Here is a 13,273-nt window from a genome sequence, read left to right as displayed (position 1 = left end):
GTGGCAGTGGCTCCGCGGGTCAGGACTCCCGGCGCCGCCGGGCGATCTCGGCCAGCGACACGGCGGCGGCCACCGAGGCGTTGAGCGACTCGATCTCCGACACCATCGGGATGCTCACCCGCAGGTCGCAGGTTTCGCCGACCAGCCGGGACAGCCCGCGCCCCTCGGAGCCGACGACCACCACCAGCGGTCCGACCGCGGCCTCCAGGTCGTAGAGCCCGGTCTCGCCGTCGGCGTCGAGCCCGACCACCATGAAGCCGGCCTGCTGGCAGGCTTTGACGGCCCGGGTCAGGTTGGTCACCTGGCTCACCGGGACCCGGGCGGCGGCGCCGGCGCTGGTGCGCCAGGCGGTGGCGGTGATACCGGCCGCGCGGCGTTCGGGCATGAAGACGCCCTGCGCGCCGAAGGCGGCCGCCGAGCGGATCACCGCACCGAGGTTGCGCGGGTCGGTGACCCCGTCGAGCGCGACGAGCAGCGGCGCGGTGTGCTCGACCGACGCCGCGAGCAGGTCCTCGAAGATCTCGTACGCGAACGGCGGCACCTGCAGGCCGACGCCCTGGTGGAGCACGCCGCCGGTCATCCGGTCCAGTTCGGGCCGGCTGACCTCCAGGATCGCGATGCCCCGGTCGGCGGCGGTCCGGACCAGTTCGTTGACCCGGTCGTCGATGTCGATGCCGTGTGCGACGTACAGCGCGGTCGCCGGGACGTGCGTGCGCAGCGCCTCCACGACCGGGTTACGCCCGACGAGCAGTTCGGGGGCGTCCTTCGCCGGCATCGACTTGCGGCCGGGCGCCACCCGTGGCCCGCTGCGGGTCGGAGTCCGGGAACCGGCGCGGCCACCCGCCTTGCCGGCGGCCGCGCGGGCCGGCTTGCCGGCGCCCCGCTGGCCGACGCCCCAGGTGGTGTCCTTCGAGCCCGGTGTGCCGATCTTGGGCGCCCGGCCCTCCTCGGCCGCCGCCCGCCGCTCCTTGTCCTGCTTCCAGGCGGTGCGCTGGGGCAGCTTCTCGGTGCCCGAGTACGCCTTGTGCCACGGACGCTCGTCGGCCGGGAGGGTCTTGCCCTTGCCGGCCAGACCCGCGCGGTTCTTGCCGCCCGAGCCGATCGTGGCGCCCTTCTTCGGGGTCACCCGACGCCCACGGCGTTGCGAGTTGCCAGCCATCAGTCCTGTTCTCCAATGGTCCAACGCGGGCCGTGTGGGGTGTCCTCCACCACGACTCCGGCGTGCTTGAGCTGGTCGCGCACCGCGTCGGCGGCGGCCCAGTCCTTCCGTTGCCGGGCCTGGGCGCGTTGCTCCAGGGCCAGCGCGACCAGCGAGTCGACGACCCCTCTCAGGTCGCCGCCCCGCTCACCGCCGATGTTTCCCGGGTCGAGCGGGTCGACGCCGAGGATGTCGAGCATGGCCCGTACCGTGGCCAGCGCGACGCGGGTGGCGTCGTCGTCGCCGTCCGCCAGCGCCGTGTTGCCGTCGCGCAGCGCGTCGTGCAGCACCGCCGTCGCCGCCGAGGTGTTGAGGTCGTCGTCCATCGCGGCGGCGAACGCCGCCGGCACCGCACCCGCACCGATGCGGCCGACGCGTTCCACGGCCCGCTGCACGAAGCCCTCGATCCGCCGGTAGGCGACCGCCGCCTCGCGCAGCGCCTCGTCGGAGTAGTCGATCCGGGACCGGTAGTGCGGGGACACGAGGTAGTAGCGCAGCTCGACCGGGCGGACCCCGATCGCGGTGACGTGGGCCAGGTCGATGACGTTGCCCAGGGACTTGCTCATCTTGGCCGGGCCGAGGTTGAGCAGGCCGTGGTGCACCCAGTAGCGGGCGAACCCGAAGCCGGCGGCCCTGGACTGGGCGACCTCGTTCTCGTGGTGCGGGAAGGTCAGGTCGAGCCCGCCGCCGTGGATGTCGAACTCGGTGCCCAGGTAGCGCCAGCACATCGCGGAGCACTCGATGTGCCAGCCGGGCCGACCCCGGCCCCACGGCGACGGCCAGGAGGCGTCCGCCGGTTCGCTGGGCTTGTGCCCCTTCCACAGCGCGAAGTCGCGCGGGTCGCGCTTGGCGAACCCGGGCGCGTCCTCGGCCGCCCGCATCGCGTCCGGCTGCTGCCCGGACAGTTCCCCGTACGCGGGGTAGGAGCTGACGTCGAAGTAGACGTCGCCGGAGCCGTCCAGCGCCGGGTAAGCGTGCCCGTCGGCGATCAGCCGGGCGATCAGCTCGTGCATCTCCGGCACGTGCCCGGTGGCCCGTGGCTCGTAAGTCGGCGGCAGCACGTTGAGGCTGCGGTAGGCGGCCGAGAGGATCAGCTCGTTGGCGTACGAGATCGACCAGAACGGCCGGTCCTGTTCGCACGCCTTGTCGAGGATCTTGTCGTCGATGTCGGTGATGTTGCGGACGAAGGTCACCTCGTAGCCGTTGCGCAGGAACCAGCGCCGGAGCACGTCGTAGTTGACGCCGGAACGGAGGTGGCCGATGTGCGGCGGGGCCTGCACGGTCAGCCCACAGAGGTAGACGCCCACCTTGCCGCTCTCGCGCGGGACGAAGTCCCGCACCGATCGGGTCGCGGTGTCGTAAAGGCGTAGCGTCACCGTACAAGGGTAGCCGCAGCGGCCTTCCCGGCGGCGTCCGGACATACCTCTGATCCACCTTATCCGATCTTGGCGGCCGGCAGGGGCCGGCGTGGCGCCGGCCGACCCGCTCCGCGCGTAGGGTCTCGGTCGTGGAGAGCGCGCCCCGCCCGGGTGAGACGGCACAGACCCTCGACCGGGGGCTACGACTGCTGCAACTGGTCGCCGACGCACCCGCCGGGCTGACCGTCACCGAGGCCGCGGCCCGGCTCGGTGTCGGCCGTACGGTCGTCTACCGGCTGGTCACCGCGCTGGTCCAGCACGGCCTGGTCCGCCGCGACACGGCCGGCCGGCTCCGGCTCGGGGTGGGGGTGCTGCAACTCGCCCGCCGGGCGCAGCCGCTGCTCGCCGACGCCGCCCTGCCGGCACTGCGCCGGCTGGCCGAGCAGGTCGGCGCGACCGCCCACCTGACCGTGGCCGAGGGTGACGAGGGAGTCGCGCTGGCGGTCGTCGAGCCGAGCTGGACCGCGTTCCACGTCGCCTACCGGGCCGGGTCGCGGCATCCGCTCGACCGGGGCGCGGCGGGCCGGGCGATCCTCGCCGGCCGGCTCGGCGACCTCGGCCCGGTCGCCACCGTCGGCGAGCTGCAACCCGGGGCGTACGGCGTGGCCGCCCCGGTCCCCGGCGTCGAGGGTCTGGCCGCGAGCGTAGGCGTGGTGGCGCTCGCCGCCCTGGACATCGAATCGGTCGGCACGCAGGTGACCGCCGCCGCCACCGCGATCGCCACCGCCCTCGGCTGAAGCACCCTCAAGATCCGTGTGATCAGGGACTTTGCATGCCGGCGCACCGACGACACGCCAGACTCAATCCCTGATCACGCGGATCTTGGCGGCTGGGCGTCCGGCCGGGGTCGCGTCGAGGGTCGGGCTGGCAGGGCGGCGATCGCGGCGGGCAACTCGGCGAGTGACCGGACCTGGCCGTCCGGGCGTAGACCGGCCGGCACCGGGGCGCCGGAGCGGTTGAGCCAGATCGCGCGCAGCCCGGCCGCCTGGGCGCCGGTCACATCGTGTTCCGGCGAGTCGCCGACGTAGACCACCGCCGCCGGATCGACCGCGGCCGCCGACACCACGGTCGCGTAGAAGGCCGGGTCCGGCTTCTTCGGCACCCCGCCGACATGGGCGTAGATCTCGAACGCGAACTCGCCGGACAGCCCGCACCGCTCCGCCCGGCTGTTGCCGTTGGTGGCGAACCCCAGCGTGTACGTCTCCCGCAGCCACCGCAGCGCCGGCAGCGCGTCCGGGAACGGGCGGGTCAGCTCGAAGCGCCGGGCGAAGAACAGCTCGGCCAGCCGGTCGAGTTCCGTCTCCAGGCCGGCCCGGGCCAACGACCGGGCCAGCGCGGCCCGCCGGATCTCGGTCACCGGCGCCGACGCCAACTCGCCGAAGACGGCGCCCCAGTCCGACTCCAGGTCGGCGAGTGTGACGTCCGCCGCCATCGGGGTCAGCCGCCACATCTCCTCGAGTACGGCCACCAGCCCGCCGGTCACCGCCGGCCGCAGGTCGATCAGCGTCTCGTCGGCGTCGAAGACCACAGTGGAGATCACATCGTCGAGGGTAGGCCGACGGCGGCCCCGGGCTCAGGGACGGGTCATCCGCAACACGTCGAGCGCCTCGTCGAGCTGCCGTTCGGTGAGCCGGCCCGACTCGACGTGGCCGCGCTCGATCACCACCTCGCGGATGGTCAACCCCTCGGCCAGCGCCTGCTTGGCGATCGAGGCGGCCTCGTCGTACCCGAGGTGGCGGTTGAGGGGGGTGACGATCGACGGCGAACTCTCCGCGTACGTCCGGGCGACCTTCTCGTCGGCGACCAGGCCGGCCACGCAGCGGTCGGCGAGCAGGCGACCGGCGGCGGCCAGGAGGCGGATGGACTCCAGCAGGTTGCGGGCCATCACCGGGAGCATCACGTTGAGTTCGAAGTCGCCCTGGGTGCCGGCGAACGACACCGTGGCGTCGTTGCCGATCACCTGGGCGCAGACCTGCCGGACCGCCTCGGGCACCACCGGGTTGACCTTGCCGGGCATGATCGACGAACCCGGCTGGAGGTCGGGGATCAGCAGCTCGCGCAGCCCGGCGGTGGGGCCGGAACCCATCCAGCGGATGTCGTTGACGATCTTGTAGAGGCTGACCGCGACGGTCTTGAGCTGCCCGGACGCCTCGACCAGCGCGTCGCGGGCGCCCTGCGCCTCGAAGTGGTCGCGGGCCTCGGTCAGCGGCAGTCCGGTCTCCTGGCGGAGCCGTTCGATGACCGCCGCGGCGAACCCGGGCGGCGTGTTGATGCCGGTGCCGACCGCGGTGCCGCCGAGCGGCAGTTCGCCGAGCCTCGGCAGGACGGACTCCAGCCGTTCGACACCGAGCCGCACCTGGGTGGCGTACCCGCCGAACTCCTGACCGAGGGTCACCGGCGTGGCGTCCATCAGGTGGGTACGGCCGGCCTTGACGACGGTGGCGAACTCGCCGGACTTCGCCGCCAGGGCGGCGTGCAGGTGCCGCAGTGCCGGCAGGAGATCGTGTACGACCGCCTGGGTGGCCGCCAGGTGGATCGACGACGGGAAGACGTCGTTGCTCGACTGCGACGCGTTGACGTGGTCGTTCGGGTGCACCTTCCGGCCGAGTTCACGCTCGGCGAGGGTGGCGATCACCTCGTTGGTGTTCATGTTCGACGAGGTGCCGGAGCCGGTCTGGAAGACGTCGATCGGGAACTGGTCGTCGTAGCCGCCGTCGGCCACGTGCGCCGCGGCGGTGGCGACGGCGTCGGCGATGTCCGGGTCGAGCACCCCGAGTTCGGCGTTGACCTCTGCCGCCGCCCCCTTGATCTGGGCGAGGGCGCGGATGTGCGCGGATTCCAGCCCGCGTCCGGAGATCGGGAAGTTCTCCACCGCGCGCTGGGTCTGGGCCCGCCAGAGAGCGTCGGCGGGCACCTGGACCTCGCCCATCGTGTCGCGTTCGATCCGGTAGCCCACAGCCTCAGGAGAAGTCACGTACTCCATCCTGCCCCGCGCGGCGCCGGCACGCAGAGATCCCCGCGATCTTGCACTTATCGCCCGACAGAACCGACAAAAGGAGGAGATAACTGCAAGATCGCGGGGAGCGGGGTGGTGGCGGTGAGGGTCAGCGGCGGCCGACCGTGAGGACGGGCTTGGTCACCTCGGCGAAGAAGTCGTTGCCCTTGTCGTCGACGACGATGAAGGCCGGGAAGTCCTCGACCTCGATCTTCCAGACCGCCTCCATGCCCAGCTCCGGGTACTCCAGCACCTCCACGTGCCGGATGCAGTCCTGGGCCAGCCGGGCCGCCGGGCCGCCGATCGACCCGAGGTAGAAGCCGCCGTGCTGGTGGCAGGAACGGGTCACCTGGCCGGACCGGTTGCCCTTGGCGAGCATGACCTGCGAGCCGCCGGCGGCCTGGAACTTCTCCACGTACGCGTCCATCCGGCCGGCCGTCGTCGGGCCGAACGAACCCGACGCGTAGCCCTCGGGGGTCTTGGCCGGGCCGGCGTAGTAGACGGCGTGGTCGCGCAGGTACTGCGGCATCGGCTCGCCGGCGTCCAGCCGTTCGGCGATCTTCGCGTGGGCGATGTCGCGGGCGACGACCAGCGGCCCGGTCAGCGAGAGCCGGGTCTTCACCGGATAGCGGGAGAGTTCGGCCCGGATCTCGTCCATCGGCCGGTTGAGGTCGACGCGGACCACGTCGGAGTCGCCGCCGAGGGTCTCCTCGGTCACGTCGGGCAGGAAGCGGGCCGGGTCGGTCTCCAGCCGCTCCAGCCAGACCCCGGACGGGGTGATCTTCGCCACCGCCTGCCGGTCGGCGGAGCAGGACACCGCGATCGCGACCGGGCAGGAGGCACCGTGCCGGGGCAGCCGGACCACCCGTACGTCGTGGCAGAAGTAGCGCCCGCCGAACTGGGCACCGATCCCGAACTGCCGGGTCAGCTCCAGCACCTCGGCCTCCAGCTCGACGTCACGGAAGCCGTGCGCCAGCATCGAGCCCTCGGTCGGCAGGTTGTCCAGGTACTTCGCCGAGGCGAGCTTCGCGGTCTTCAGCGCGTGCTCGGCGGACGTACCACCGATCACGACGGCCAGGTGGTAGGGCGGGCAGGCCGAGGTGCCGATCAGCCGCAGCTTCTCCTCCAGGAACTGCATCATCCTGGTCGGATTCAGCAGCGCCTTGGTCTCCTGGTAGAGGTAGGACTTGTTGGCCGAGCCGCCGCCCTTGGCCATGAAGAGGAACTTGTAGGCGTCCGGGTGGCCGCCCGGGTCCTCGGCGTACAACTCGATCTGCGCCGGCAGGTTGGTGCCGGTGTTGCGCTCCTCCCACATCGTGATCGGGGCGAGCTGCGAGTAGCGCAGGTTGAGCCGGGTGTACGCCTGGTAGACACCGCGGGCGATGGCCTCCTCGTCGGAGCCGTCGGTGAGCACGTGCCGGCCGCGCTTGCCCATCACGATCGCGGTGCCGGTGTCCTGGCACATCGGCAGTACGCCACCGGCCGCGATGTTCGCGTTGCGCAGCAGGTCGAGGGCGACGAACCGGTCGTTGGGCGAGGCCGCCGGATCGTCGATGATCGACCGGAGCTGGGCCAGGTGAGCGGGGCGCAGGAAGTGCGCGATGTCGTGCATCGCCTCGGCGGTCAGGGCGGTGAGCGCCGCCGGGTCGACGGTCAGGAACCGCCGGCCACCGGGACCGTTGACCACGTCGACGCCCTCGTCGGTGATCAGCCGGTATTCGGTCTGGTCGGCACCGAGGGGCAGCAGGGGAGAGTAGGAGAAGGCGGCGGCACTGCTCATGAACGGAGAGCCTAAGCCAGCGCGGCCGTCCGCTCCCACCCGCCGGCACCACGCATGTCCGCCGTCACCGAAGTACGCCGGTCACCCGTCCTTGGGCTGCGATGATTCACACTCCGGCTCCTTGGCGCCGCCGCACGACCCGCTGCCGTCGCCGTTGCCGCCGGGGTCGCCGTTGCCGCCGGGCGGTGGCCCGCCGCCACCCGGCTGGTCGGGCGCGGAGCCGTTGAAGGGGACGTACCCGATGTCGCGACCCTCGCCGATGATCATGCCGGCCGGGCCGACCGCGAGGACCTTCGCGGTCGTACGGAGGTTGACCAACTCCCGGCCGGTCGCCGGATCCAGGGCGATCACCCGGTCCGGGTCGCTGTCCACCACGACCGCCGCGAAGCGGGCCAGGGCCATCTCGGCGTCCGGGTGGACCGGCCGGTCCCAGCGCGGGCCGTCGACCGACAGCCGGTGCCCCGTCACCGACCTGCCGTCGGCGGCGCGGACCAGGGCGTAATGATCGTCGACCGCCCGCAGCCGCTCGCCCTGCGTGCCGACCCACAGGTAGCGCCCGTCGTACGCGTCGATCACCGTCTCGCGGGCGTCCGGGGCGATGCCGACGATGACGTTGAGCCCGCCCTGCGGATCCTCCCGCTGCACGCAGCCGGCGCCGTCCGCCGTACGCAGGTTGATCCCGGCCCGCTGCCAGATCCGCTGCCCTGTGTTGGGGTCGTGGGCCTCGACGTTGAAGTAGCAGGTGCCGTCCTCGGAACGGGCGGTTATCTTCAGCACCCGGCCGCCGACCACGACCAGCCGGTCACGCCGGTCCGGTTCCAGCCGCTGCACCACCCGGCCGGTGGCGGTGTCGACGACGTGCACCCGACCGTCGATCGGGAAGCCGATCAGGGCCGGCATGGGCTCGGGGCCGCCGGCGCCGGGGTCGACGCCGTCGGCGGTGAGCTTGCGGGTACCCAGCACGTCCGGGTTGTCGGCGAAGAGCACGAATCCCACGCCGGGGATGTCGGTGGACCACCGCGGGGTGGTGCCGCGCGGGTCCCAGGCGGTCAGCGTGCAGTCCTTCGGGTCCGAGCAGCGCACGTCGAGCAGGGCGTTGCGGTACGTCCACACGGCGACCGCCTCGGTGTCCTTGCGCCGTACGGCCCCGGTCGCCGGGTCGAGCACCTCGTAGCCCTTGATGAGCAGTTTGCCGACCGCGACCACGGGATCGCGGGCGTCACCGGCGACGGCGCTCCAGTCCGCCTTGCGGTCCCACAGCCGTACGCCGGAGGAGAGGTTGAGCGCCTCGACGGAGGTCCGGTGCTCGACCACGACGGCGTTGCCGGCTATCGTCACGCTCTTCGGCGTGCCACCGACCCGCTGCTGCCAGGCGACGTCCGGTTTGGACAGTGGTTGGCTACGATTCACCCAGTCCCACATCGTCGGGAACGGGTTCCACACCCCGGTGGCGGCGAGCGCGACGACGACGGCCAGCGCGAAGACGAGGTAGTACCGCAGCCTCGGCTTCCCGTTCGCCATGCGGCACACGGTAGTGACGCCGGACCGCAGATTCCGCCAGCGCGATTCGTCCGTGTCGATCGGGTAAGGCACCTTATGTGCGATAGATCCGGCCGAGCCGGTGGCGCCGCGACCCGCTTCACCTGCCCCGTACGGCTCCGGAACACGGCCACGGCGGGGCACCCACAGAACCGATGGTTAAGGTTCCAGCGTGAGAGCGAGCAGCGGACACCCCGGATCGGCGACGGCCACGACCCTACGGCTGGCGCCGTGAGCGAGCGAACCATCAGGCTCAGTCCCGGACACGGTGCCGCCGAGCGGAGCGAGGTGGCCGTGAGCGAGCGAACCATCAGGCTCAGTGCCAAGCACGGTGCCGCCGAGCGGAGCGAGGTGGCCGTGAGCGAGCGAACCATCAGGCTCAGTCCCGGACACGGTGCCGCCGAGCGGAGCGAGGTGGCACCGTGAGCGTCGATCCTGGGTGGTACAAGGACCCGGCAGACCCGACCACCCAGCGTTACTGGGACGGCGAGGGCTGGATCGGCAAGCCGCTGCCCGCCGACGCCACCCCGCCCGCCGGCCCGCCGCCGCCCGAGCCGGAGGAACCGCCGGCCGCCGCCGAACCGGCACCGCAGGCACCGGCCGGCAACCAGCCGGTCACCGGACCTCCGGCCGGTCCCGTCGGGGCGCCCCCGCCCCACCACCCACCGGCCGGCCCTCCGCCGCCGGGCTGGCACCCCGGCGCCCACCCCGGGGCGGCCCCCCACCAGCCGATGCCCGGTGCGCCCTATCCGCCGTACGGTTACCCGCCGTACGGATTCCAGCCGCCCCAGCCCCCGCCCCGGCCGCACGGGTTGGCACTGGCCCCGCTCGGCGGCCGCCTGCTCGCCCGGCTGATCGACATCGGGGCCGTCTTCGCGCTCAACGTCGTCGTCAACGGCTGGTTCGTGTGGCAGTACATCCAGGAACTCTCCCCGCTGTTCGCCGAGAGCTGGCGCCGGGCCATGGCCGGGGACCGCTCGACCGAGGGGCTTCCCCAACTGGACGCGCGGGCCGACGGGCTCCTGCTGACGATCCTGCTGCTCGCCACCGCGCTGTGGTTCGCGTACGAGGTGCCGGCGGTCGGCAACAGCGGCCAGACGCTCGGCAAGCGGATCGTCGGCATCAAGGTCGTGCCGTTGGAGGCCGACGAACGGATCGGCTTCGGCCGTTCGTTCCGCCGCTGGATCCGGATGGGCCTGCCGACCCTGCTCTGGTACTGCTGCGTCGGGTTCATCCTGCAACTCGTCGACTCGGCCTTCCTGCTCTTCGACCGGCCGCTGCGCCAGGCGCTGCACGACAAGTCGGCGCGTACGGTCGTGGTGCAGGTGCCGAAGAGTTCCGCCCCGCCGAAGGCCGGCGCCCCGTCCCCGCCGGCCGGTGACCGCACCGACACCCCAGGAGGCTCCGCATGACCAGCCCCCGTTCCGCCGAGCCGCAGCGACTCACCCGGGCCGACCTCGAGGCGCTGCCGAACTACGTACCCGGTCGCAGCCCCGCCGACCTCGCCCGGGAACTCGGCCTACCCGAGGCGATCAAGCTGGCGAGCAACGAGGTGCCGTACGGTCCGTTGCCCGGTGTGGTCGGGGCGGTGACCGATGCGGTCGCCAGTGCCCACCGTTATCCGGACATGGGCGTTGTCGCGCTGCGTGCGGCGCTCGCCGAGCGGTACGGCGTCGCCCCGGACCGGATCGCCACCGGCTGCGGCTCGGTCGCGCTCTGCGAGCACCTGGTGCGCGCGACCTGCCTGCCCGGCGACGAGGTGCTCTACTCGTGGCGTTCCTTCGAGGCGTACCCCATCATCGCGGCGACCAGCGGCGCGACCAGCGTGCGGGTGCCGAACGACGCCGGGCACGGTCACGATCTGGCGGCGATGGCCGCGGCCGTGACCGACCGGACCCGGATCGTGCTGGTCTGCAACCCCAACAACCCGACCGGCACCAGCCTGCGCCGGGCGCAGCTGGACCGGTTCCTCGACGCGGTCGGCGACGACGTGCTGGTGGTGCTCGACGAGGCATACCGCGAGTTCGTCACCGACGCCGAGGTGCCGGACGGCATCGAGGAGTACGCCGACCGGCCGAACGTGGTCGTGCTGCGTACCCTGTCCAAGGCGTGGGGGCTGGCCGGGCTGCGGATCGGCTTCATGGTCGGGCAGCCGGCCGTCGCCGCCGCCGTCCGCAAGGTGGTCACCCCGTTCTCGACCAACCTGGTCGCGCAGGCCGCCGCGCTCGCCGCGCTCGGCCAGGAAGACGAGGTACGCCGCCGCTGCGCGCTGGTCGTCGCCGAGCGGGACCGGGTCACCGAGGCGATGCGCAAGCTGGTCCCGGACGTGCCGGACAGCCAGGCCAACTTCGTCTGGCTGCCGTTGCGCGACCGGGCGGCGGCGTTCGGGGCGGCCTGCGAGGCACGCGGGGTGATCGTACGGCCGTTCCCGGGCGACGGGGTTCGGGTCACGATCGGCACGCCGGCGGAGAACGACGCGTTCCTGGCGGCGGCCGAAGCGGCTCTCTGACGCCTGGCGGCCCGACCGGCCGGCATCGACGTCCGGTCCGGCACCTGAGCCGGCGCCGGCTCAGGTGCCGGCGAGGATCATCGGCTGGACGACGAAGAAGCCGCCGGGGTCGGTGCCCTCCGGGTCGCCCTCGTGGGGCAGCCGCTCGATGCAGACCAGGCCGGCTTCGGCGTACACGTGACCGGGTTGCCAGTCGGTCTTCTGCCGGTTGGTGATGCCGACGGTGAGCACCGAGCGGGACAGTTCGGCGCCGGTGGCCGGGTCGAGGGTGACCAGTTGCCCGCCGGTGACCAGCAGGTGCAGCCGGCCAGGCTGGCTGGCCAGCAGGCGCACCGGCGGCACCGACAGGCCGGCGACCGCCGGCCCCGACGGGGCGGGTGTCCCGGTCGGCGCGGTGGTGTCGACGTCGCGGCTCCACCGCGGCGCACCGCCGTCCAGCGAGGTGGCGACGACCGTCGTGGGGTCGTCGCCGGGGGCGACGACCGTGTCCCCGGCGACGAGCGCCGTGGGCGGGTCGAGGGCGGGCACCGGCACCGGCGTCGGGCCGGCCGTCGACCAGCCGCGCCGCGCACCGGCGCTGAGAATCCGTACGGCGGGGCAGTCGGACGCGGCCGCCGCGCAGCTCACCCCGGTCACCTGGAGCGGTTTGCGGGCTTCCTCGGGCTGCCAGCGGGTCATCGCGCCGGTCGTCACGTCGTACAACTCGACCGGCGGCTCCTCGGTGGCGCAGACGTCGACGGTCAGGAAGGCTCCGCCGGTCGTGGTGAACCCGGTCGCCCGGCAGTTGGGTCGGTCGTACCTGGCCTGCCAGAGTTCGCGGCCGGTGGCGGCGTCGAAGCCGCGTAGCTCGGTGGAGTTGCCGGCGATCAGCACCGGCGTGCCACCGGGCGGGTTCGCGGTGTGCAGCCCGTGCGGCCGGTAGACGATGTCGGCGCCGGTACGGCCGCCGGTGTATCCGGAGTCGATCGGCTCGGGTCCGGGGGTGCGCCAGCGCACCTCGCCGGTCAGGCCGTCGAGTCCGACGAGTTGGCCGTCGGACCACCGGCTTACGACGGTGTCGCCGGTGACGACCACCCCGACGAGTTGTTCCGGCCACCGGCGGTACGACCAGTACGGGCTGCGTTCGGTCTTGGCGTCGACCGGCCCGTCGGCGCGTACCTGGCGGGTGGCGGCGTAGATCCGCAGCTGGCCGGCGACGACCAGCGGGGCCGAGGTCAGTACGCCCCGGACGCCGGGACCGGGCTGCTCGCTGGCCGCCGGGAACGGCCCGGCCTGTGTCGTGCTCACCTCGGCCGGGGCGAGGACCCGTACGGCGATGGCGGCGGTGCCGGCGATGACCCCGGCCGCCAGAGCTGTGGCGGCGGTGATCCGCAGCCAGCGGGGTCCGCTCGACACGAACCGGCGAATCCCCATCTGCGCACCTCCGCGGGAACCCTATCCAGCGGAGATCGACCCGGTCTTGCCTCCCCCCTCGGCGGGGCTGCCTCGGAGGCAAGCGCTAGGTCGTCAGGTGCGTGGTTCAGACGGCGGCGATGCCACCGGTGTAGCTGGCGTCGGCGATCCCGTCGTAGTTGGTGTCGACCTCGGCGTACTCGGCCACGCCGTCGCCGTTCACGTCGTAGGTGACGATGTCGACGAGGCCGTCGCCGTTGGTGTCGGCCTGGGCCAGGATGCCGCCGTGCTCGTCGACCTCGACCCGGACCAGGTCGTCGTAGCCGTCGCCGTCGACGTCGGTCTCGATGAACTCAACCATTTCGCTGTCTCCTCTGTGTCGTGCTGACAGGGAGAAGATTAGAAGCATCCGCGCGCCGGCGACTCCCCGATCAGTGCCAGC

At 72.6% G+C, this 13,273-nt stretch carries 11 protein-coding genes; 3 read left to right on the top strand and 8 right to left on the bottom strand.

Annotation, left to right across the window (positions count from 1 at the left end):
• Positions 1–19: 19 nt before the first annotated feature.
• Positions 20–1,159: a 23S rRNA (guanosine(2251)-2'-O)-methyltransferase RlmB gene (gene rlmB / locus AB0M79_RS11415; protein ID WP_357535397.1), complete on the bottom strand. Its 1,140-nt coding sequence runs from the start codon at positions 1,157–1,159 to the stop codon at positions 20–22.
• On the bottom strand, positions 1,159–2,574 hold the full coding sequence (cysS, locus tag AB0M79_RS11410) for a cysteine--tRNA ligase (RefSeq protein WP_364211101.1): 1,416 nt from the start codon (positions 2,572–2,574) through the stop codon (positions 1,159–1,161). The genes rlmB and cysS overlap by 1 nt, the downstream gene beginning before the upstream one ends.
• Positions 2,575–2,705: 131 nt before the next feature.
• Here cysS and AB0M79_RS11405 point away from each other — a divergent pair, with 131 nt between their 5' ends.
• On the top strand, positions 2,706–3,353 hold the full coding sequence (locus AB0M79_RS11405; RefSeq protein ID WP_364211098.1) for a helix-turn-helix domain-containing protein: 648 nt from the start codon (positions 2,706–2,708) through the stop codon (positions 3,351–3,353).
• Positions 3,354–3,427: 74 nt separating this feature from the next.
• On the opposite strand, the gene AB0M79_RS11400 is transcribed toward AB0M79_RS11405, so the two are convergent.
• From AB0M79_RS11400 to AB0M79_RS11385, 4 genes are all read right to left on the bottom strand, one after another.
• A complete protein-coding gene (locus AB0M79_RS11400) occupies positions 3,428–4,156 on the bottom strand; it encodes an HAD family hydrolase (protein WP_364211095.1) in 729 nt (242 codons plus the stop codon).
• Between the two features lie 33 nt (positions 4,157–4,189).
• Positions 4,190–5,599 (bottom strand): class II fumarate hydratase, encoded by a 1,410-nt coding sequence (locus AB0M79_RS11395; protein WP_364211092.1) that lies wholly within the window; start codon positions 5,597–5,599, stop codon positions 4,190–4,192.
• A 121-nt stretch (positions 5,600–5,720) separates the two neighbouring features.
• Positions 5,721–7,391, bottom strand: coding sequence for a fumarate hydratase (locus AB0M79_RS11390; RefSeq protein ID WP_364211089.1), 1,671 nt, complete (start codon positions 7,389–7,391; stop codon positions 5,721–5,723).
• An 81-nt stretch (positions 7,392–7,472) separates the two neighbouring features.
• Entirely contained in the window at positions 7,473–8,912 is a 1,440-nt protein-coding gene (locus AB0M79_RS11385) for a PQQ-binding-like beta-propeller repeat protein (protein ID WP_364211086.1), read from the bottom strand.
• 440 nt (positions 8,913–9,352) lie between these two features.
• Between AB0M79_RS11385 and AB0M79_RS11380 the strand changes: the two genes are divergently transcribed.
• Positions 9,353–10,342, top strand: a complete 990-nt coding sequence (locus AB0M79_RS11380; protein WP_364211083.1) for an RDD family protein — start codon at positions 9,353–9,355, stop codon at positions 10,340–10,342.
• Positions 10,339–11,439, top strand: coding sequence for a histidinol-phosphate transaminase (gene hisC, locus AB0M79_RS11375; protein ID WP_357535383.1), 1,101 nt, complete (start codon positions 10,339–10,341; stop codon positions 11,437–11,439). The genes AB0M79_RS11380 and hisC overlap by 4 nt, the downstream gene beginning before the upstream one ends.
• Before the next feature lie 60 nt (positions 11,440–11,499).
• Here the strand turns inward: hisC and AB0M79_RS11370 are convergent, their stop codons facing one another.
• Together AB0M79_RS11370 and AB0M79_RS11365 are read right to left on the bottom strand one after the other, a co-directional pair.
• Positions 11,500–12,852 (bottom strand): PQQ-binding-like beta-propeller repeat protein, encoded by a 1,353-nt coding sequence (locus tag AB0M79_RS11370; protein WP_364211080.1) that lies wholly within the window; start codon positions 12,850–12,852, stop codon positions 11,500–11,502.
• 106 nt (positions 12,853–12,958) lie between these two features.
• A complete protein-coding gene (locus tag AB0M79_RS11365) occupies positions 12,959–13,192 on the bottom strand; it encodes a hypothetical protein (RefSeq protein ID WP_357535379.1) in 234 nt (77 codons plus the stop codon).
• Positions 13,193–13,273 lie beyond the last annotated feature (81 nt).

The organism is Polymorphospora sp. NPDC051019 (genome assembly GCF_040683055.1).
GTDB classification, from domain to species: domain Bacteria; phylum Actinomycetota; class Actinomycetes; order Mycobacteriales; family Micromonosporaceae; genus Polymorphospora; species Polymorphospora lycopeni.
Note: the sequence above shows the minus strand (reverse complement) of the source record. Positions and strands in the feature narration are given on the sequence as shown.